Origin of the sequence: Thauera chlorobenzoica (assembly GCF_001922305.1) — a bacterium.
Taxonomy (GTDB): Bacteria; Pseudomonadota; Gammaproteobacteria; order Burkholderiales; family Rhodocyclaceae; genus Thauera; species Thauera chlorobenzoica.
Window position 1 is genome coordinate 3267656 of sequence record NZ_CP018839.1, and the last position, 19926, is coordinate 3287581.

Consider the following 19926-nt stretch of genomic DNA (forward strand, 5'->3'; position numbering starts at 1 on the left):
GAAGAATTCTATGGGTTCCCTTCTGAAGATCGAAAGCAGAGAATGTGCACGCTGGCAATGCGACTACGTCGCCTGACCCAAGAATGGGCCGCCGGCTCCTTCAACTGCACGACATTGGGAGTCGGAAATGAGTAAATCACTTGTCCGCAAGATCAAGCTTCATAACGCCGTCACGATCGGGGATCTTTCCGTCGCGTTTGAGTATTACGATAGGGACGAGAAGGAAGCCATGCTCGTGATCGTCGATTACTCGAAACCTCGTATACGTCGGCTTTGCGCTGTGCGGGTGCGGAAAGGTAGGCGGATCGAGATTGCGCCCGGAATGGAGGTCGAACTTCATGGTAAGGCGACGCCGAAAACCATTGAGCTCGCTATCTTTTCCGAAGGGCTTCCGGTTACTCCGGGCTGGTTGTATCAGCGGAAACTGAGGCTCGTTGCTAAAGGCGAGTTAGCCGTCTGACGGTGAACGGGGGTCGGTTCGCCGGCCCTCGTTTAGGGCGGTTGCTGGGTGACGGCGCCTAAAGGCCTACAATCTCTTTCATGACCGCTGGGGCCTTTGCCTCGATGTCGGCCACCAGTGCGACTAACTGTTCTTCGTGGGTCTTGATTGTATCCATGGCTTCGTCGAGGACAGCAGCATGCGCTGCAATATCCGATTGTGCCGCGAGGACCTTCTGCTGTACTTGGGTAAGCCAATGGGTATAAGTCCAGTAAAACAGCGCAAGCGCTTGTATCTCCCTTGCCATCTCAGGAAAATATAGGCGTGAGACTAGTTGAACCTTCCAAACAGGTGAGGCACCGGACGATTGCGTCTGCCCGAACAGTCGCGAGTTCAATTCCTTGCTGAGCCACTCGCGGGTCGCATAGACGGCTTCCATCAGTTCTTCGAGCTTCACCCTGCGTAGGGTCTTCCATTCGCGGGTCGTCCAATCCGAGTGAGCGATCGCGGTCTTTACCTGTTCGGCAACTTCGGTTGTGGCATGGATTTGGTCCAGAATCGCGTCCATATCGGCTTTTGTTGCGTAGGTTTCACCACGTTTGCGGAAGTAGGAACCTACCCAGCCGGCTGCTGCTGAATTGATCAAGAGTAAACCCAACAGCAGCGCATAAAAATGCCAGTTTTGAAGCAACTGCTCTTGGATAATTTTCTCCGCGATCTCGCGGATAAGGGCGTCGGACATGATTACAGGATGCTTCGAAGTTAGGACTTTGAGATAGTACGACAGTCACCACGCAAAGCTTCTACCTCGCATTTTCGACCGCCTGGCTCGCCTGTGGTCATCGCAGCCTCTAGCCTCACCCGATGCAGCCGCCATACCCTGTCCCCTGTCATGACCACAGGGGGCAGCAGCATGGCGCTTCTCGATCCGTTCTTGTGGGGCCTTGCGAAGCCGACAGCGCAGACCGCGAAGCGTCGCCGCGTTGCCGCGCCGTAACCGGTAACTGAGCGGCGTCCTTCTCGCGGCGTAGCGATCGTTGAATAATTCTCGCCATGTTCAACGACGACGGGATTGGCAGTGATGGCATCGACGGTGAGGAGCAAATGGCGGCGACGCGGCCACGAGGAATGGCGGGCGGTGTTCGATCGCTTTGCGGCAAGCGGTCTGAGCATCCGGCAGTTCTGCGACAGCGAGGGCTTGAGCAAGTCGAGTTTCGAGCGCTGGCGCGGCCTGCTGGCCGGTGAGGCGTCGAGCGTCGCCGATCGCGGCGATGCGTGCGCTCGTGCGGGCTTTGTCGATGCGGGCCTGGTCGACGTTGGCGGCGGTGCAGGCCGGCTCGAGCTCAAGCTCGATCTGGGTGGCGGTGTCGTGCTGCATCTGGTGCGCGGCTGATGTTCTTCCCCGAAGGGGCGGTGCGGGTGCATGTCTATGGCCGCCCGGTTGACATGCGCAAGTCCTTCGATGGGCTGTACGCGCTCACCCGCCACGCACTTGGGTGCGATCCGCTGTCGGGCGAGCTGTTCGTGTTCATCAACCGGCGCGGCACGCAGATGAAGGTGCTGTACTGGGATCGCAGCGGCTTTTGCGTGTGGGCCAAGCGCCTCGAGCAGGGACGGTTCGTGTCCGACTGGTCGCGGGTGCTCACTCGCCAGATGGACTGGACCGGGCTGAAGCTGTTGCTCGAAGGCATCGAGCCGGCGCGCTTCAAGCGCCGTTTCAAGCTCCCGGAAGTGGCCGCCAAGCCCGCATGAATGCTGGGTTTTACGGTAAAATTCCGGCCATGACGACGCCCGTTTCGCTGACCGTTCCGACGCCCGCCGAGGCCGCCCGCTGGGCGCCCGAGCAAATCGTCGCACTGGCCCAGGCGAACGCGGCCGCCGCCCGCCAACTCGATGCCCTGCAGCTCGAGTTCCAGGCGATGAAGCATCAGATCGAGTGGTTCCGGCGCCAGCTCTTCGGGGCGAAGAGCGAGAAGCGCATCGTCGATGCGAGCCCGCATCAGATGAACCTGGGCGAGTTGCCGGTGCCCGAATCCTCGCCGCCGCCCCCTGCCAAGGACATCGCCGCCCACACCCGCCGGGCCCGCACCACCGATTACGCGGCGGGCGACGCATCGGCGCTGTTCTTCGACGAAGCCCGCGTGCCGGTCGAGACCATCGCCGTGGCGAACCCGGAAATCGACGGGCTCACCGCCGACCAGTTCGAGGTGATCGGCGAGAAGGTCAGTCACCGCCTGGCACAGCGCCCGGGCAGCTACGTGATCCTCAAGTATGTGCGTCCGGTGATCAAGCGCCTCGACACCCAGGCGATTTCCTGCCCGGCGGCACCCGAGGGGGTGATTCGCGGCAGCCGCGCCGATGTGAGCTTCGTCGCCGGGCTCATCACCGACAAGTTCTGCTACCACCAGCCGCTGTACCGCCAGCACCAGCGGCTCGGGGACAACGGCATCAAGGTTTCGCGCCCGTGGCTCACGCAGCTCACTCACGGGGCGCTGTCGCTGCTCGAACCCATCTTTACGGCCCAACTCGACTCGATCCGCGCGAGCCGCATCAAGGCGATGGACGAGACCCCGATCAAGGCCGGCCGGGCCGGCCCGGGCAAGATGAAGGGCGGCTACTTCTGGCCGGTCTATGGCGAGCGTGACGAAATCTGCTTCGCCTATCACGAGGGGCGCAGTGGCAAGCACATTGCGCAGACCCTGGGCACCGACCCGCCGCCCGAGGGGGCGGTGCTGCTTACCGATGGCTATGCGGCCTACGAACGCTACGCGGAAAAATGCGGGCTCACGCACGCGCAATGCTGGGCGCACTCGAGGAGGAAGTTCTTCGATGCGCAGGCGCTCGAGCCCGAGCGTGCGGGCCAGGCGCTGGAGATGATCGGAAAACTGTACGCGGTGGAGAAGCACATCCGCGAGGCCAGGCTCGTCGGTGAGGCACGCCGCGCGCATCGGCTCGCGCAGGCCAAGCCCGTGCTCCAGCAGTTCTTCGCCTGGGTCGACGCCCAGTTCGAATCCCAGGGCCTGTTGCCCAGCTCACCGCTCACCACCGCCATGGCGTACGTGCGCGAGCGCCGGGCCGCCCTCGAGGTGTACCTCTCCGATCCCGAGGTGCCGATCGACACCAACCATCTGGAGCGGGCGCTACGCGTGGTGCCGATGGGCCGTCGCAACTGGCTCTTCTGCTGGACCGAGGTCGGGGCAAAGTACGTGGGCATCGCGCAGAGTCTGATCGCCACCTGCCGCCTGCACGACATCGACCCCTATACGTACCTGGTCGATGTGCTCCAGCGCATCGGCCAGCATCCGGCCGCCAACGTGGCGCAGCTCACCCCAAGGCTGTGGAAGCAACACTTCGCGGCCAATCCGCTGCGATCCGATCTCTTCGAAATCTCGAAGTAGGCAAGGACGCCGGGCAGTTACCGCTTACGCCGCGCCCTCGCGCGGACCTGAGGCGCCCGCCGAACCGCCCAAGCCCGGCAGCGCAGGCCAGCGCGTGTGGGAGATCGCGGAGGCGATGCACGCGGCTGACCCGTACTGTCGCCGCAGGCACGTGCTGGCCGAGTGCGTGCGGCAGGGCATCAACGCTTCGACTGCTCGCACCCAGTATCAGCGCTGGTGGTCGTCGCGGCGCGGATAGAAAAGTTCACTCCAGCTGCCGGGTGCCAAAGGCGCTCGCGGTTCCTTGAATGAATTAGGGGCTCGACCCCGCCGACAACCAAGGAGCCAACCATGACCGCCTCGACCTACCTGACCAAGAAATCCGCCCAAGGCACAGCACGCCGCCTGCACGGCAAGGACTACGCCGAACGCTTCGACATCGAACAGGTCGCCCCGAGCGCGTGGGCGATCATCGCGAAGACGCCTGCACCTGTGGTCACCGAGAAGAATGTCCGTCGTCAGTCCGTCGAAGGCATCGAGCATCCGACCAAGCTCGTGTGGCAGATCGCCGACGAGATGCACGCGAAGGACCCGAACTGCCGCCGTCGCGACGTGATGGCCGAGTGCGATCGACTCGGGATCGCCTTCTACACGGCACGCACGCAGTATCAGAAGTGGCTCGTAGCGCGGCGAGCGTGACGGTGGCGCGCAGGGCGAAAGGGGCTTCGGCCCCTTTTTGTTGCCCGCCAGATTCGCCGACGTGGGCGCGCACCACTTACAAAACTACTTACGGGGGCCGTGAACGGACCAAGGGCTTACAGGTCGATGACTTGTAAGCCCTTGATTTGTTTGGTTGCGGGGGCAGGATTTGAACCTGCGACCTTCGGGTTATGAGCCCGACGAGCTGCCAGACTGCTCCACCCCGCGTCGGAGAAACAACACTATATACAAGGCAGCATAGAAAAGCAAGTTTTTAACCCACTGCTGCATAAAAAGACTGGTGCCGGCAATAGGAATCGAACCCACGACCTTCTGATTACAAATCAGCTGCTCTACCAACTGAGCTATGCCGGCGACGGAGCGGGATTATAGCGCAAGCCCGTAAAGCCCGGCACTCCGGGGCGCTTGCATCGATAACTGTATTTATATACAGTTATATAAAGTCGAAAGCATCTGGGAGGCCACAGCATGGAAACCGGGACCACACGCAGCCTGATCGGGATGGGCCTGATCGCAGGTCTGATGATCGGAACGGGGCATATTGGCGGAGGGCTCGCAGTGGCGATCGCAGCAGGTGCCGCGGCTTGGCTGGCACGCGCGGAGGCCTTGACGGGCGATCCGCACTGACCGCCACCGCCAGGGCGGTATCGCGTCAACGGCCGAACTTATTCACCAGCTGGCGCAGTTTTTCATCGCGACGGCGCTCGGCCTCTTCAGCTTCACGCTGCTCGCGTTGTTGCCGGGCGACGGCCGCGAACCGTTCCTTCAGTGTCGTGGTGGCATGAGTGCGCTGCTCGGCAGTCACTTCCCCGACAGGCTTGCCGTCGAGATCGAAACGCTCGGCGCTGCGCTCCACCGCCTTCAGATAGCGGGTCGAGGCGGTATGGATACGCAGGGCGGTACGCAGGCTCTTGCGATCGAACTCCGGAAAACGCTCGAGAATGCTGGCGTCGATCTTCAGCGCCAGGGGCTTGCAGTCGCGGAAAGCCGCGCTTTCAGCCTGCAAGCGCTTGAGCATGGCGCGGGAATCGACACCCCGAGGCTTCTTTACAGGGGGCTCGGTGGCAGGTGAAGAAGGCTGCGTTGCGGCGGCCGTATCGGGCTGGTCTGAAGTCATCGTGATAAAGGCTCTGAGTCGGGTCATGCGTCAACAACATGCGGCTTGCACGCTGCCGGGAAGGTCCATTTTCATCCGGCTGCGACGCAAGCCCGCTATTGTGTCATGCCTTTCGTTCGATCCGGGAGATCCCGGACGATACCGTGCCGTCTTCGTGCCCCTCTTCCCAGCCGGTGATCATCGCCTTGATATGGGCGAGCGGAGTCCGGCCCACGGTCGCGAGATAGATGTGAATGATCAGGAACGCCAGCATCAGGAAGGCGCCCACAGTGTGGAGCGTTGCGACCTGCTGCAGTCCCAGCGCCGCGGGCAGCCGGCCTTCGACGCTTCCCCACAACAGGTAGAGCAGACCCGAAGCCCAGAGCAAGGGGTTGATCACCAGCTTGACGCCGAGGTAGGCCAAGCGCTGCAGCGGGTTGTGCTTGCGCTCGAGCGTGACCTTGTAGGGATGTGGCGCCCCGGTGAAAATTCCGTAGGCATAGTAGCGGGCCATCCTGTCGACGTTTTCCAGGGTCGGGATGTAGTGCTTCCACGCTCCGGTGGTGAAGTGCCAGAAGATCGCGAAGATCCACAGGGCGATCAGCAGCCACGCGGCGATCTCGTGAACCTCGACCGCCTTGCGGAATCCGATCAGTTCATGGCTTCCATGGATGGCGAAACCGGTAAACAGCAGGGCGATGATCAATCCTGCCTGGGCCCAGTGCCAGAAACGCTCGAAACGGGTGAACAGATAAAGGCGCTCGCTCATCTCAGCTCTCCTCGCGGTGCTTGCGCCTGTTGCGCGTCAGGAAGCGCAGGCCACCGTGGCCGGCGACGCCCAGCAGCATCAGCCCGGCGAGGCCGAAGCCCAGGCGATCAAGCAAGGGGTTGCGGTCGCGACCGGGCATCCAGACGCCCGGCACCGCAGCCAGCCTGCCGCCGTCGGCGTGGCACTCGGCGCAGCCGAGGGCACGTTCCTTCGGCGCGACCATGTGGGTGATCGGCCACAGCATCGAGGTCTCGACAAAGGCGAATTTTCCGCTGTAAGGCTGGCCGCTTGCATCCGCCCCGGCCTTCAGCGCCTTTGCCCAGTCGAAGTTGTACCAGAAGGCGGTGTCGTCTGGCGTCGCGGTATGCGGCACCAGCAGGGTCAGGTGCTCGGTATCGTAAGGTTGCTTGCCGTGGAAGGTCTTCACCGGCCAGATGCGCGCATCGGGCGCGCCCGGGGTGCCGTGGAACGTGTTGATCGCCACCCGCGCGGTCGGGTCGATCTTCGATTCCGGCTGCGTATACGTGACCGTTCCGTCGAACCAGATGTAGTCGGGCTTGACGTTCTGGCCCAGCACGAACGCGCCCTTCTTGCTGTCGTAGACCACGTGCCCGCGGTCGTCCTTGAGCTGGTAGGGCTTGCCTTCGGGAGTCAGCCTGCCGGCCGCGGACCAATCCCAGCCCATCTTGGTCGGCACGCCGCCGCGGGCGAATTCGGGAATGTGGCAGGTCTGGCACGCCAGCGTGCGGGTGTGATCGTTCAGGCGTCCGGCCTGAACGAAGCCGTCCTTGTGTGGACGGTCGCCATGACAGGCCTGGCAGCTGGCCGGATTGCGGTCGGTTTTTTGCCCGCGGATCAGCGCCCCGTGAGGGTCCGCCCCGGTCATGCTGATCCGGCTGCCGGCGACCTTGTGCCGATCCGCCTCGTGGCAGCTGGCGCAACTGAAGTCCAGTCCATCCTGCGCCATATGCACGTCGAGTTCATTCGTCGCCTTGTTCAGCGAGGAATCGAGATCGCCATGTTTGACGCCGTCCCCGCCTCCGCCGTAGTAGTGGCAGGCCCCGCAGGTCTGGCGCGAAGTCGCGCCGACCTGCTGCGCCACCTTGGCGAGATCGACCGCCTCGATGAACTTGCCGGACTTCGCCGGATATTCGATGCGCTCGTAGGGCGGATGGCCGGCAAACCCTGCCAGCTTCCGATAGTCGCCGGTGTTGTGGCAAGCCAGGCAATCGACCGCATCCTCGGCGGTGAAGTCGAACGTCTCGTCCTTCCAGCCGTAGCCGATGTGACAGGACTGGCAAAAAGGCTCGTTCGAGCGGTTGCCGATGCAAAAGCCGTTGAGCATCGTCTTCTTGCCCAATTTCTGCCCGGTATCGGCATTGACGTACTCCCAGCTCCAGTGCCGGGTCGCCATCACCTGCCGGGCTGCTTCGGTATGACAGGCGAGGCAGGCGCGGGTCACTTCCGCACCGCTCTTGAATGGGCCTTTGAGTCCGTCGAATTTAGCGTGATCCGCCGTGCCGGTAACCGTCGCGCCAGCCAGGGCGCTCGCTACCATCAGCAACATGGCGCCGAAAGTACGGCGCAACCAGGATGATCGCCTGCCCATGGTTTCCCCCATCAGCCGATGCTTCCCTGCCATGGTAAGGCCCCACCGAGCATTACTTTTTGATAATTGTCTAATTTGATTAAAATCAAGAAGCGCCCCTCCGTGCGCCCGTTAAGCCCGTTAACGCAGCGCAGGCAGCCCGCGCATCGCCGCTTCCATCGGGCCGCCCTACCAGGGCGCGTCGGAACACGGCACCAGCACCTCCAGGGGTGTGAACGCCATGCCGTGGGCTTCGGCCACCGGGCGGCTGGTGATGCGGCCTTCGAGGACATTCACCCCCCTGGCCAGGGCCGGATCGTCGCACACCGCGCGCAGCCAGCCCTTGTCGGCGATCGCCAGTCCGTAGCGCAGGGTCGCGTTCATCAACGCCTGGGTCGACGTTCGTGGCAACGCCCCCGGCATGTTCGTGACCCCGTAGTGCAGGATTTCATCGACCAGGTAGGTCGGATCCGCATGCGTCGTCGGCCTGATCGTCTCGATGCAGCCTCCCTGATCCACAGCGACATCGAGGATCACCGCGCGCCGCTGCATCAGGGCGAGCATGTCGCGCGTGACCAGCAGCGGCGTCCGCGCCCCGGCCTGCAGCACCGCGCCGATCACCAGGTCGGCCTCGGCCACCATCCGCTCGACATCGTGCCGGGTCGAGTACAAAGTCCGCACCGAACTGCCCCAGGCAAACTCGATTTGCCGCAGGCGTTCGAGATCCACATCCATCAGGGTGACGCTCGCCCCCATGCCCTTCGCCACATAGGCAGCGTTGATACCGACGGTCCCCGCTCCGAGGATGAGCACGTTCGCCGGCAGGACACCGGCAACCCCTCCCATCAGCACGCCGCGCCCTCCGCTCGGGCGCTGCAACAGGGACGCACCCACCTGTGCCGCCATCCGCCCGGCGACTTCGGACATCGGCGCCAGCAGCGGCAAACGCCCGGCGGCCAGCTCCACGGTTTCGTAGCCGATGCAGACCGCCCCCGATTTGAGCAGACCTTCGGTCTGCGCCCGGTCGGGCGCGAGGTGCAGGTAGGCGAACAGGATCTGGCCGGGCCGCAGCATTGCCAGTTCGGGCGCCTGCGGCTCCTTGACCTTGATGATCATGTTCGCTTCGCCGAACACTTCCGCAGCCGAACCGGCCAGCCGCGCCCCCGCCATTGCGTAATCCGCATCACTGTAGGAGGAGCCTTCTCCCGCCTGGCGCTCGACCAGCACCGTGTGGCCATGGGCGACAAACTCCGCAACCCCGGCCGGCGTCATCCCGACACGGAACTCGTTGTTCTTGATTTCCCTTGGAACCCCGATGATCACAGCCTGCTCCTGCGTGGCGGCTCACCCGCATGACATGGCGGGCACACCCGACTCCGTTGCGGACAGTATAGGACACCCTCCCGGCGAGGGCGCCTCGCTGATGCGCACCGGGCCGGTTGGAATTGCCCGACAGGTATGATGCTGAACAGCGCACGCCCCTGCGCCCAACCTTGTTACCGATTCGGAGCGAAGCACATGGGCAATGCCTATCTCATCGGACACCTGACCGTCAAGGATGCGGACAAGTGGGCCCAATACCGCAGCCGCGTTCCAGCCACGCTGGCACCCTGGGGAGGAGAACTGATCCTGCGCGGCAGGATCGTGAACGTGCTGGCCGGCGAGCACGTCCACACCGACATGGTGGTGATCCGCTTTCCGGACGTCGCCGCAGCAGACGCGTGGCATGCATCGGCCGCTTACCAGGCGCTGATTCCACTGCGCCAGCAGGCCACCGACGGCGTGCTGCTGTGCTTCGAGGAGTGATTCCCCGAGCTCACGTTCCGCATCTCGCCGGCTCGCTCCCGGCCGACATCGACAGCGCGAACAGCTCGTTGCGGAAATGGATGCCCAGGCGCTGGAACGCACGGTTGCGGTACGTCTTGACCGAAGTCACCGACAGGCCCAGATCGGCAGCGATGCCGTCGTAGGTCCAGCCGCGCAGCAGGCGCTCGCACACTTCGAGTTCGCGCGTGGTCAAGCTGCTGCAGTGGCTCCGCAGACGCTCGATCGCCAGCACCGGCCGGGCTACGGCCCCGCTCCCGCCTTGCACCAGGATATGCTTGCGCACGCAGGCAAGCAGGCTGCAACCAAGCGCCTGGACGGTGTCCACTTCCTTGCCGCGGTAAGCGCCTGAGGACTGGTAGCGGTACAGATTGACCGCCAGAAGGCGCCCCCCGCCATCTCCGCCAACCACCGACAGGCGCTCGCCGATGCCGTGCCGACGGTAGATCTCGTCGCGATGGGGCGACGGAATTTCGGCTTCGTTCCACAAGATCATCGCCATCCGGCCCTCACTCGCCAGGCGTTCCGCCGGACGGAAAGTGCGGTCCTGTCGATAGAGGCCGCGGCGATAGCGGCCGAAGCAATCCGCCGAAACGTCGCGGCCGCGCCGGCTTCCCGAAGCGAACATGACCGGGGCGGTCTCCGGATCGAAACGGTACACCGACCAGAAATCGATCGCCGCCGCTTCGTGCAGGCGAGCGGCAACGGTATCGCCAAAGTCGGGATCGCCGATCGCACCGACGATCCGTGCCACCAGGCGATCGACATCGCCGGGGACAGGGACTCCGCAGCGCGGATCTCCGGGGACAGTTCCCAGGTCAGCATGGTCTCCTCCGATTTGGTTTCGTCCGGCACGCTTGCCGGAGGTCGGCTGGAATGCGGACGCTACACGATTCCGGCGCCCCGGTGGCGGCTGTCGTCCGACTGTCGTCCTTTCGGAGGACGACAGGACGGCGACCGTAGACGAACATCGCCCTGCACCGAACAACACCTACATGCAGGAGACGACATGCACCACACCTCCCCTCGCGCACCGCGAATCCGCCGCACTGCAGCGCTGTGCCTGGCCCTGCTCGCCCCGGCCGCCTGGGCCGAACTGAAAGTCGGAGTCATCCTGTCGGTCACCGGCCCGGCCGCCTCGCTCGGCATACCGGCCGAAAACACGATCAGGCTGTGGCCGACCGAGATCGGCGGCGAAAAAGTCCGCCTCACCTTCATCAACGACGCCAGTGATCCCACCGAGGCCTCCAAAGCCGCTGCGCGACTGGTCGATGAGCACCAGGTCGACGTCATCGTCGGCCCGTCGCTGACACCGAACTCGGTTGCGGCGATGGAAGTGGCCGGGCGCAACGGCACGCCGATCATCGCCCTGGGCGGCGGCGGCGTCATCATCGAACCGCAGGAAGGGCCGCGCAAATGGGCATTCAAGATGCCAGCCCCCGAAGCGCTGTCGGTCAGAACCGTGCTCGATCACATCGAGCGCAGCCAGCTGAAGCGGGTCGCCGCGATCACGGTCACCACCAGTTATGGCGAGGGCTTCCTGCAGACTCTGCGCTCGCAGGCGGCGACCCGTGGGATCGAGATCGTCGCCAGCGAACACTACAACGCCGCCGACCTGAGCACGACGTCGCAGGTGCTCAAGGTCATGGCGGCCAAGCCGGACGCGGTCTACATCCTCAGTTTCGGCACCCCGGCGGCGCTGCCGCACATGGAGCTGGTCAAGCGCGGCTACAAGGGCCCGATCTACCAGACCCACGGCGTCGCCAACGCGCAGTTCGTGAAGCTCGGCGGGCAGGAGGTCGAAGGCGGCCTGCTCGCGGTCGCCCCCGTCCTGGTCGCCGAGCAGTTGCCGGCGGAGCACCCGACACGCAGGGAAGGCATGGAGTACGTGTCGCGCTACGAGGGCCGCCATGGCGAAGGCACCCGCTCCCTGTTCGGCTCGACTGCCTGGACGGCACTGCGCTGGCTCGAAAACACCGTGCCCGAAGCGCTGAAAGCCGCCCACCCGGGGACACCCGAATTCCGCAGCGCATTGCGCGACGCACTCGAGGGCATGAAGGAAGTCGTCACTCCGGAAGGGGTGTTCAGCATGAGCCCGGGCAACCACAATGGCATCGACGAACACGCCCAGGTCCTGGTGCAGATCGAGAACGGCCGCTGGAAGCTGGTGCCCTGACCCCCCATCCCCCGGAGGATATCAATATGTATTACGAACCCGGCCGCATGCCGCACGGCCTGCCCCACGATCCGTTCAAGTCCTGCGTCGTACCGCGCCCGATCGGCTGGATCTCCACCACCAGCCGCGACGGCATCGACAACCTGGCACCGTTCAGCCAGTTCCAGAACATCACCTTCGATCCGCCGATCGTGATGTTCTCGGCTAACCAGGCCTCCGATGGACGGCGCAAGGACACCACCGTCAATGCCGAGCAGACCGGCCAATTCGTGTGGAACATGGCGACCTACGACCTGCGCGAGGCGGTCAACCGCAGCTCCGAAGAGTTCGCCCCCGAAGTGGATGAATTTGCCGTGTGCAACCTGAGCAAGGCAGCGTCACGGCTGGTGCGCCCACCGCGGGTGGCAGAATCACCGATCCAGTTCGAGTGCGAGTATCTCAACACCGTGCGCATTCCCGGCAACGGCATCATGGGCACGGTGGACGTGGTCTTCGGCCGCGTGCTCGCGGTGCACGTGGCGGACTGGGCGATGCGCCCGGATGGCCGCATCGACATCCCCAGAATCCGTCCACTCGCCCGCCTCGGTTATCACGACTACACCTCGGTCGATCACGTCTTCACGATGCCGACGGTGATGAAGGCCGACGGCGGCGCCGGCCTCGAAGGCTCGCCCGAGAAGGCGCTCGCCGCCCTCGGTCCGCGCTGACGGTGCCCCCCGGGCGATATCGGAGGCCCGGCAGCACCCGCGGTGCCCTCTGCCGTGGGGTAGCGCGGTCCCCTTCCGGCTCGTTCGGGCACCGTTGCAGGGCGCAAGGCCGCACTGGCCTCGGGCTGGAGCATGCCCCGGGCTAAGCATGGACCCAGCTGAGCAGCGCGTCCATGTCGGCGCGCAGCCCCAGGCACGGGCGGCGCTCGCCCCCGCTGTTTCCCCAACTCAGGGTGCCGACGACGCCGGTCGTGGCGATGCCGGGATGCACCTCGAAGCCCCATTGCGCAAGGCAGTCGGCAACGAAACGGCTGGTGGAGAACTCGTTGAAGCCGAGTTCGGGGTGCTGATGAATCGCCTGTCGCCACGTCTTCATCGCAGCTTCGTCGGGGATGAATCGATCAATGGTATTCATGGGTCAATAATAGGATTTGGCCACGCGCTGCTGGTGCGCGCCCGCCTGGCGCTGGCGACGCTGGACAAGGCGCGCGAGGAGATCCGCCTGCTGCGCGGCGGCGCCGGCGCCCGCGTCGCGATCGCCCTCACCCCGCTGGTCGCGGCGACGGTGCTGCCGCGGGTGCTCGCCGAGTTCCACCGCATCCAGCCCGATGCCGCGCTGAGCCTGGACGAGGGACTGCTGACCAGCGTCCTGCCGGGCCTCATCGAAGGCCGGCTCGACTTTGCCATTGCGCTCGCCAACCCGCAGGACTTGCCCTACGAAATCAATTTCGAAGCGCTGGCCGAAGTCCCGGCGGCGCCTGCCGGCCGCATCGGCCATCCGCTCGCTGCGGCGCGAAGCTGGGCGGAGCTGCAAGGGGCGAGCTGGGTGCTCAACCTCGCCGAGGCGAGCCAGGGCAACCACCTCGTGCGCTGGCTCGCGGCAAACGGAATCGACGTCCCCGCCAACGCGGTGCGCTGCGTGTCGTCTACGCTGATGCTGGAACTGATGCGGCGCACCGATCACATCAGGTTCGGGCCACATATCCTGCTTCGCGATCCGATGTTCGGCACCGGGCTGCAGCGTTTCGCCGTCGAACCACTGCCGCCGCCGATGTCGCTCGGCATCCTGAGCCTGCGCGGCGTGCCGCTGAGCGTTGCGGCGAAACCGCTGGCGGGACTATTCGCCCGTCACCTGCGCGCCTGACTGCGTTGCCGCAGCCCCGGACAGCACGGCGTCGGAGGAGGCGAAGCTGCTGGCGATGTAGTCGGCCAGGCAGCGCACCGCCTCGGTCGTGCTTTCGGCGCGCTCGTACAGCCGCACGTCGAGCAGCCCCATCGCGGGGAAGCCGTCGCGCTCGCCCAGGGTCCTCACCCCTTCGGGCACGGTGCTGCCGGCGAGCAGGGTCACCCCCAGCCCGGCGCGCACGGCGGCGATGATGCCGCTGTAGCTGGAGCTCATGTAGGCGACGCGCCAGGGGCGCTGCTGGCAGCCGAGCGTGTGCAGCACGCGGCTGCGGTAAATGCACGGCGGCGGCGCCAGCACCAGCGACAGGGGGCGCTCGGTGTGGCGTTCGTGGTCGAGGCTGGTGATCCACACCAGCGGCTCGGTGAGCACCTTGGTCCCGCCGCGCTCGTCCGGATCGTCGTGCAGCGCAATAACGAGATCGAACTCCCCTTTCTCCCGCCGCGCGAGCAGGTTCTTGCTCAGGTCGCAGGTCACTTCGAGCATCACGCCGGGGTGCGACTGGGCGAACTTGCCGAGGATCACCGGCAGCAGCGAGGCGGTGTACTCGTGCGGTGCGCCCAGGCGCACGCTGCCCGCCACCTTGGGCCGGCGCAGGCTGCTGGCGGCCTCATCGTTCAGCGCCAGCATCCGCCGCGCGTAGCCGGTGAGGATCGCGCCCTCGTCGGTGAGCTTCGCCCGGTGGGTGCCGCGCACGAAGAGCACCGCATCGAGCATTTCCTCCAGGCGCCGGATCTGCAGGCTCACCGCCGACTGCGTGCGCCCGACGACCTCACCGGCGCGGGTGAAGCTCCCCAGGTCCACCACCTTCACGAAAGTCCTCAGCAATTCCGTCGGAATATTGATCATTGGAGCATCTCATTTACGATGCAAATTATTTGATTTCTACTATCAAATTCACAAATGTCAATACGCCGCTACCATGAGCGCCGCACGCCTAACCCTCCACCATCCATCCGCATGCCACAGGAGACCCCATGAGCACGACCAAATTCACCGAAGACCACGAGTGGCTGCGCGTCGAGGGCGACGTCGCCACCGTCGGCATCACCGGCTACGCGCAGAACGCGCTGGGCGACATCGTCTTCGTGCAGCTGCCCGACGTCGGCGCGAGCTTTGCGGCCGGCGACGAGGCCGCGGTGATCGAGTCGGTGAAGGCCGCCGGCGAACTGAAGATGCCGCTCGCCGGCACCGTCGTCGAGGTCAATGCCGCGCTGGCCGAGGCGCCGGCCACCGTCAATGAGGATCCGCTGGGAGCGGGCTGGTTCATCCGCATCCGCCTCGACGATCCGTCCGCGCTTTCCGGCCTGCTCGACCAGCCCGCCTACGACGCCCTGACCGCCTGACCGCCTCTTCCGGACCCGCCATGAACCTGAACGACACCCCCTTCCCCTTGATGCCCGCAACCCTCGCCCAGCTCGAGCAGGGCGATGGTTTCGTCGGCCGCCACGTCGGCCCGGATGCGGCCGAAACGCGCGCGATGCTTGCCGCGCTCGGCCTCGATTCGCTCGACCGGCTCGTCGACAAGGTGATCCCCGCTTCGATCCTGTCGCCCTCGCCCCTCCCTCTCCCCGAGGGCCGGACCGAAGCCGATGCGCTCGCGCTGCTGCGCGGGATCGCGGGGAAGAACCGGGTGTTCCGTTCCTTCATCGGCGCCGGCTACTACGACACCTTCACGCCGGCCGTCGTGCTGCGCAACGTCCTCGAGAACCCCGCCTGGTACACCGCCTACACGCCCTACCAGCCCGAGATCTCGCAGGGTCGCCTGGAAGCGCTGCTCAACTTCCAGACCATGATCACCGACCTGACCGGCATGGAGATCGCCAACGCCTCGCTGCTCGACGAAGCGACCGCGGCGGCCGAGGCGATGAGCTTCTGCCAGCGCCTGTCGAAGAACCCGGCCAAGGCCTTCTTCGTCTCCAGCGATTGCCACCCACAGACGATCGAAGTGGTGCGCACCCGCGCCGAGCCGCTGGGCTTCGAGGTGATCGTCGGCAACCCGGCGACCGAGCTCGATGCGCATGAATTCTTCGGCGTGCTGCTGCAGTATCCGGCCAGCACCGGCGAGGTCGTCGACTACGCCGCCATCGCCGCCGCCGCCCACGCCAAGAAGGCGCTGGTCGTGGTCGCCGCCGACCTGCTCGCACTGACGCTGTTGAAGTCGCCGGGCGAGCTCGGCGCCGACGTCGCGATCGGCACCACGCAGCGCTTCGGCATCCCACTGGGCTACGGCGGCCCGCATGCCGCGTACTTCGCCACCCGCGACGCGCACAAGCGCGTGATGCCGGGCCGCGTCGTCGGCGTGTCGATCGACAGCCACGGCAAGAAGGCCTACCGCCTCGCGATGCAGACGCGCGAGCAGCACATCCGCCGCGAGAAGGCCACTTCCAACATCTGCACGGCGCAGGTGCTGCTGGCGGTGATGGCGAGCCTGTACGCCTGCTACCACGGCCCGCAGGGGCTCACGACCATCGCCCGCCGCGTGCATCGCCTGACCGCGAAGCTGGCGGGCGGCCTGCGCCGCGTGGGCGCCGAAGTGCTGACCAGCGCGTTCTTCGACACCATCGCCGTGCGCGTCGCCGACGCCGCGACCGTACATGCCGCAGCGCACGCCAAAGAAATGAACCTGCGCGAGATCGACGCCACCACCGTCGGCATCTCGCTCGACGAGACCACCACCCGCGCCGACGTCGAGGCGCTGTGGGCGGTGTTCGCCGACGGTGCCGCGGTGCCCGCATTTGCGGATGTCGAGAACCTCGCGCCCGAGGCCCTGCCGGCCGCCCAGCTGCGCACCTCGGCCTTCCTGACGCACCCGGTGTTCAGCCTGTACCAGTCCGAGACCAAGATGCTGCGCTACCTGCGCGCGCTGGCGGACAAGGACCTCGCGCTCGACCGCACGATGATCCCGCTCGGCTCGTGCACGATGAAGCTGAACGCCACCACCGAGATGATCCCGGTGACCTGGCGCGAGTTCGGCGCCATCCACCCCTTCGCCCCGGCCGACCAGGCCCAGGGCTACGCCCAGCTCACCGCCGAGCTGGAGCAGATGCTGTGCGCCTGCACCGGCTACGACGCCGTGTCGCTGCAGCCCAACGCCGGTTCGCAGGGCGAATACGCCGGCCTGCTGGCGATCCGCGCCTGGCACGCGAGCCGCAATGAGGCGCACCGCGACGTGTGCCTGATCCCCAGCTCGGCCCACGGCACCAACCCCGCCACCGCCAACATGGCCGGCATGCACGTGGTCGTCGTGGCCTGCGATGAGAACGGCAACGTCGACGTCGCCGACCTGAAGGCCAAGGCCGAGCAGCACGCCGACAAGCTCGCTGCGATCATGATCACCTATCCCTCGACGCACGGCGTGTTCGAGACGGCGGTGCGCGAGATCACGGAGATCGTGCATTCGTATGGCGGTCAGGTGTACATCGACGGCGCCAACATGAACGCGATGGTCGGCCTGTGCGGCCCAGGCAGTTTCGGCGGCGACGTGTCGCACCTCAACCTGCACAAGACCTTCTGCATCCCGCACGGCGGCGGCGGACCGGGCGTCGGCCCGATCGGCGTCAAGTCGCACCTCGCGCCTTTCCTGCCGGGCAGCATCACGGGCGGCCTCAAGGGTATCGGCGCGGTGTCGGCCGCGCCGTGGGGCAGCGCCAGCATCCTGCCGATCACCTGGACCTACATCACGCTGATGGGCGCCGAAGGGCTGCGCAACGCGACGGTGATGGCGATCCTCAATGCCAACTACATCGCCCGACGCCTCGAGGCCCATTACCCGGTGCTGTACCGCGGCGAGAACGGCTTCGTCGCCCATGAATGCATCCTCGACCTGCGCCCGCTCAAGGACAGCACCGGCGTCAGCGTCGATGACGTCGCCAAGCGCCTGATCGACTTCGGCTTCCATGCGCCGACGATGTCCTTCCCGGTGCCCGGCACGCTGATGATCGAGCCGACCGAGAGCGAATCGAAGGAAGAACTCGACCGCTTCTGCGACGCGATGATCGCGATCCGCGAGGAGATCGCCAAGGTCGGCAGCGGCGAGTTCGACGCCAAGGACAACCCGCTGGTCAACGCCCCGCACACCGCGGAAGCCATCGCCGGGGAATGGACGCACCCGTACAGCCGCGAACAGGCCGTGTATCCGCTCGCCAGCCTGCGTGCGAACAAGTACTGGTCACCGGTGGGCCGGGTCGATAACGTGTACGGCGACCGCAATCTCGTGTGCGCCTGCCCGCCGATGTCGGACTATGAATAAAGCACACACACCACAGGAGCCGAGGACATGAACGCATCTCTCGTCATCACCCTGATCGGCACGGACCGCCCAGGCCTCGTCAATGCGCTGGCGGCGCGTGCCGCCGCGTGCGGCGCGAACTGGCTGGAGAGCAGCATGGCCCAGCTCGCCGGGCATTTCGCGGGCATCGTGCGCCTGGAAATCGCCGAGGCCGATGCCGGCAGGCTCGAGGGGGCGCTGCGTGAGCTGGAATCCGAAGGCCTGCGCCTGACGATCGAGCGCGGGGCCGCCGCGCCGGTCGCAGGTCCGTCGCGCACGACGAAGCTCGCCCTGGTCGGACACGACCGTCCGGGCATCGTGCGCGAAATCTCGGCCGCGCTGGCGCGTCACGGTGCCAGTATCGGCAAGCTCGAAACCGCCTGCGAGAACGCCTCGTTCAGCGGCGAGCCGCTGTTCCGCGCCCGCATCGAAGTGCAGGTGCCCGCGTCCGTCGAGCCGGCAGTCCTGAAGGCAGAGCTGGAAGCGCTGGCGAACGAGCTGATGGTGGATCTCAACCTGGAGGGCGAGTCCGCCGACTGATCGAGCACCACCTGCCTGCGCGTGATGCAGGCGCAGGGCACGGTGTTCACCAACGTACTTGATAAAGGAAAGCACATGAGCGACACCCACTCCGACGCGCCGCTGCTGCGCACCCCGCTGTACGACCTGCACGTCTCCCTCGGCGCCAAGATGGTGCCCTTTGCCGGCTACGCGATGCCGGTGCAGTACCCGAGCGGGATCATCAAGGAACATACCCACACCCGCACGCAGGCCGGCCTGTTCGACGTGTCGCACATGGGCCAGGTGTTCCTCGTCGGCCCGGAGGCCGCCGCGGCGCTGGAAACCCTGGTGCCGGTCGACATCATCGACCTGCCGCAGGGCATGCAGCGTTACGCGCTGTTTACCAACGACACCGGCGGCGTCATGGACGACCTGATGGTGGCGAACTTCGGCGACCGCCTGTTCGTGGTGGTGAACGCGGCGTGCAAGGCGCAGGACATCGCCCACATGCAGAAGCACCTGTCCGGCCGCTGCAAGGTCGAGGTCCTGGACGACCGCGCGCTGCTCGCGCTGCAGGGCCCCGCCGCCGCCACCGTGCTCGCCCGCCTCGCCCCCGAGGTCGCCAGGATGGTGTTCATGAACAGCCTCACCGTGAACCTCCTCGGCGTGTCGTGCTACGTCAGCCGCTCGGGTTACACCGGCGAGGACGGCTACGAGATCTCGGTGCCCGCCGACAAGGCCGAAGCCCTGGCGCGCGAGCTGCTGAGCCACCCCGAAGTCGCTCCGATCGGGCTGGGCGCGCGCGACTCGCTGCGCCTCGAAGCCGGCCTGTGCCTGTACGGCCATGACCTCGACGTGAACACCTCGCCGGTCGAAAGCAGCCTGCTGTGGGCGCTGTCCAAGCCGCGCCGTGCCGACGGCGCACGCGCGGGCGGCTACCCCGGCGCCGACGTGATCCTCGGCCACATCGCCAACGGCGTGTCGCGCAAGCGCGTCGGCCTGCGTCCGAACGCCCGCGTGCCGGTGCGTGAAGGCGCCGAGATCATCGACGCGGATGGCCGCAAGGTCGGCGTGGTGACCAGCGGCGGCTTTGGCCCGACGCTGGAAGCGCCCGTCGCGATGGGCTACGTCGAAACCGCGCTCGCCAAGGTGGGCACCCCGCTCTCTGCGATGGTGCGCGGCAAGCCGGTCCCGATCGAAGTCGCCAGCACCCCCTTCGTGCCGCAGCGCTACTACCGCGGCTGATGCCGCACCGGGGGGCACGGCATTGCTCACG

The 19926-nt window shown here is 65.8% G+C and carries 22 protein-coding genes and 2 tRNA genes; 14 read left to right on the forward strand and 10 right to left on the reverse strand.

The window, feature by feature from the left end; genetic code table 11:
* Nucleotides 1–127 precede the first annotated feature (127 nt).
* Nucleotides 128–460 carry a hypothetical protein gene (locus Tchl_RS15220; protein ID WP_075149143.1) on the forward strand — a complete coding sequence of 111 codons (333 nt, stop codon included), beginning with the start codon at nucleotides 128–130 and terminating at the stop codon, nucleotides 458–460.
* Nucleotides 461–518: 58 nt separating this feature from the next.
* On the opposite strand, the gene Tchl_RS15225 is transcribed toward Tchl_RS15220, so the two are convergent.
* Nucleotides 519–1181, reverse strand: a complete 663-nt coding sequence (locus tag Tchl_RS15225; RefSeq protein ID WP_075149144.1) for a hypothetical protein — start codon at nucleotides 1179–1181, stop codon at nucleotides 519–521.
* A gap of 339 nt (nucleotides 1182–1520) precedes the next feature.
* On the opposite strand from Tchl_RS15225, the gene tnpA reads away from it, so the two are divergent.
* The 4 genes from tnpA to Tchl_RS15245 all read left to right on the forward strand — a co-directional run bounded on the left by tnpA (nucleotide 1521) and on the right by Tchl_RS15245 (nucleotide 4515).
* A complete protein-coding gene (gene tnpA, locus Tchl_RS15230) occupies nucleotides 1521–1832 on the forward strand; it encodes an IS66 family insertion sequence element accessory protein TnpA (protein WP_075146703.1) in 312 nt (103 codons plus the stop codon).
* Nucleotides 1832–2191: an IS66 family insertion sequence element accessory protein TnpB gene (tnpB, locus tag Tchl_RS15235; protein ID WP_083945075.1), complete on the forward strand. Its 360-nt coding sequence runs from the start codon at nucleotides 1832–1834 to the stop codon at nucleotides 2189–2191. The genes tnpA and tnpB overlap by 1 nt, the downstream gene beginning before the upstream one ends.
* A 29-nt stretch (nucleotides 2192–2220) precedes the next feature.
* A complete protein-coding gene (gene tnpC / locus Tchl_RS15240) occupies nucleotides 2221–3837 on the forward strand; it encodes an IS66 family transposase (protein ID WP_075146702.1) in 1617 nt (538 codons plus the stop codon).
* Between the two features lie 330 nt (nucleotides 3838–4167).
* Complete coding sequence (locus Tchl_RS15245) at nucleotides 4168–4515, forward strand: hypothetical protein (RefSeq protein WP_075149145.1); 348 nt, start codon at nucleotides 4168–4170, stop codon at nucleotides 4513–4515.
* A 151-nt stretch (nucleotides 4516–4666) separates the two neighbouring features.
* Here Tchl_RS15245 and Tchl_RS15250 read toward each other — a convergent pair.
* Together Tchl_RS15250 and Tchl_RS15255 are read right to left on the reverse strand one after the other, a co-directional pair.
* Nucleotides 4667–4743, reverse strand: a tRNA-Met gene (locus Tchl_RS15250).
* Nucleotides 4744–4814: 71 nt separating this feature from the next.
* Nucleotides 4815–4890: transfer RNA gene (locus Tchl_RS15255), tRNA-Thr, on the reverse strand.
* Nucleotides 4891–5004: 114 nt separating this feature from the next.
* Here Tchl_RS15255 and Tchl_RS18025 point away from each other — a divergent pair.
* The gene (locus tag Tchl_RS18025; protein WP_198158962.1) at nucleotides 5005–5163 is read left to right on the forward strand and encodes a hypothetical protein; all 159 of its coding nucleotides are present in this window, start codon (nucleotides 5005–5007) and stop codon (nucleotides 5161–5163) included.
* Nucleotides 5164–5188: 25 nt separating this feature from the next.
* Here Tchl_RS18025 and Tchl_RS15260 read toward each other — a convergent pair whose 3' ends face one another.
* From Tchl_RS15260 to ald, 4 genes are all read right to left on the reverse strand, one after another.
* Nucleotides 5189–5653: a ProQ/FINO family protein gene (locus tag Tchl_RS15260; protein ID WP_075149146.1), complete on the reverse strand. Its 465-nt coding sequence runs from the start codon at nucleotides 5651–5653 to the stop codon at nucleotides 5189–5191.
* A 103-nt stretch (nucleotides 5654–5756) separates the two neighbouring features.
* A complete protein-coding gene (locus Tchl_RS15265; RefSeq protein ID WP_075149147.1) occupies nucleotides 5757–6401 on the reverse strand; it encodes a cytochrome b/b6 domain-containing protein in 645 nt (214 codons plus the stop codon).
* A gap of 1 nt (nucleotide 6402) precedes the next feature.
* Nucleotides 6403–8043 (reverse strand): tetrathionate reductase family octaheme c-type cytochrome, encoded by a 1641-nt coding sequence (locus Tchl_RS15270; RefSeq protein WP_408646110.1) that lies wholly within the window; start codon nucleotides 8041–8043, stop codon nucleotides 6403–6405.
* 135 nt (nucleotides 8044–8178) lie between these two features.
* Nucleotides 8179–9312, reverse strand: a complete 1134-nt coding sequence (ald, locus tag Tchl_RS15275; RefSeq protein ID WP_075149148.1) for an alanine dehydrogenase — start codon at nucleotides 9310–9312, stop codon at nucleotides 8179–8181.
* Between the two features lie 195 nt (nucleotides 9313–9507).
* On the opposite strand from ald, the gene Tchl_RS15280 reads away from it, so the two are divergent.
* Nucleotides 9508–9795: a DUF1330 domain-containing protein gene (locus tag Tchl_RS15280; protein WP_075149149.1), complete on the forward strand. Its 288-nt coding sequence runs from the start codon at nucleotides 9508–9510 to the stop codon at nucleotides 9793–9795.
* A 10-nt stretch (nucleotides 9796–9805) separates the two neighbouring features.
* Here the strand turns inward: Tchl_RS15280 and Tchl_RS15285 are convergent, their stop codons facing one another.
* Nucleotides 9806–10567, reverse strand: coding sequence for a helix-turn-helix transcriptional regulator (locus Tchl_RS15285; protein WP_083945255.1), 762 nt, complete (start codon nucleotides 10565–10567; stop codon nucleotides 9806–9808).
* A 255-nt stretch (nucleotides 10568–10822) separates the two neighbouring features.
* Between Tchl_RS15285 and Tchl_RS15290 the strand changes: the two genes are divergently transcribed.
* Complete coding sequence (locus tag Tchl_RS15290; RefSeq protein ID WP_075149150.1) at nucleotides 10823–11989, forward strand: ABC transporter substrate-binding protein; 1167 nt, start codon at nucleotides 10823–10825, stop codon at nucleotides 11987–11989.
* 26 nt (nucleotides 11990–12015) lie between these two features.
* Nucleotides 12016–12696, forward strand: a complete 681-nt coding sequence (locus tag Tchl_RS15295) for a flavin reductase family protein (RefSeq protein ID WP_075149151.1) — start codon at nucleotides 12016–12018, stop codon at nucleotides 12694–12696.
* 142 nt (nucleotides 12697–12838) lie between these two features.
* Here the strand turns inward: Tchl_RS15295 and Tchl_RS18030 are convergent, their stop codons facing one another.
* Nucleotides 12839–13072 (reverse strand): hypothetical protein, encoded by a 234-nt coding sequence (locus tag Tchl_RS18030; protein ID WP_232311604.1) that lies wholly within the window; start codon nucleotides 13070–13072, stop codon nucleotides 12839–12841.
* Between the two features lie 72 nt (nucleotides 13073–13144).
* Here Tchl_RS18030 and Tchl_RS15305 point away from each other — a divergent pair, with 72 nt between their 5' ends.
* Nucleotides 13145–13840 carry a LysR substrate-binding domain-containing protein gene (locus tag Tchl_RS15305; protein WP_232311605.1) on the forward strand — a complete coding sequence of 232 codons (696 nt, stop codon included), beginning with the start codon at nucleotides 13145–13147 and terminating at the stop codon, nucleotides 13838–13840.
* Here Tchl_RS15305 and Tchl_RS15310 read toward each other — a convergent pair.
* The gene (locus Tchl_RS15310) at nucleotides 13814–14728 is read right to left on the reverse strand and encodes a LysR substrate-binding domain-containing protein (protein ID WP_075149152.1); all 915 of its coding nucleotides are present in this window, start codon (nucleotides 14726–14728) and stop codon (nucleotides 13814–13816) included. The genes Tchl_RS15305 and Tchl_RS15310 overlap by 27 nt on opposite strands.
* Before the next feature lie 128 nt (nucleotides 14729–14856).
* On the opposite strand from Tchl_RS15310, the gene gcvH reads away from it, so the two are divergent.
* The 4 genes from gcvH (at nucleotide 14857) to gcvT (ending at nucleotide 19895) form a co-directional block, all read left to right on the forward strand.
* On the forward strand, nucleotides 14857–15225 hold the full coding sequence (gcvH, locus tag Tchl_RS15315; protein ID WP_075149153.1) for a glycine cleavage system protein GcvH: 369 nt from the start codon (nucleotides 14857–14859) through the stop codon (nucleotides 15223–15225).
* A 20-nt stretch (nucleotides 15226–15245) separates the two neighbouring features.
* Nucleotides 15246–18131: an aminomethyl-transferring glycine dehydrogenase gene (gene gcvP, locus Tchl_RS15320; RefSeq protein WP_083945257.1), complete on the forward strand. Its 2886-nt coding sequence runs from the start codon at nucleotides 15246–15248 to the stop codon at nucleotides 18129–18131.
* A gap of 27 nt (nucleotides 18132–18158) precedes the next feature.
* Entirely contained in the window at nucleotides 18159–18689 is a 531-nt protein-coding gene (locus Tchl_RS15325) for a glycine cleavage system protein R (RefSeq protein ID WP_075149154.1), read from the forward strand.
* A 75-nt stretch (nucleotides 18690–18764) separates the two neighbouring features.
* Entirely contained in the window at nucleotides 18765–19895 is a 1131-nt protein-coding gene (gene gcvT / locus Tchl_RS15330; RefSeq protein WP_075149155.1) for a glycine cleavage system aminomethyltransferase GcvT, read from the forward strand.
* The last annotated feature ends 31 nt before the right edge of the window (nucleotides 19896–19926 follow it).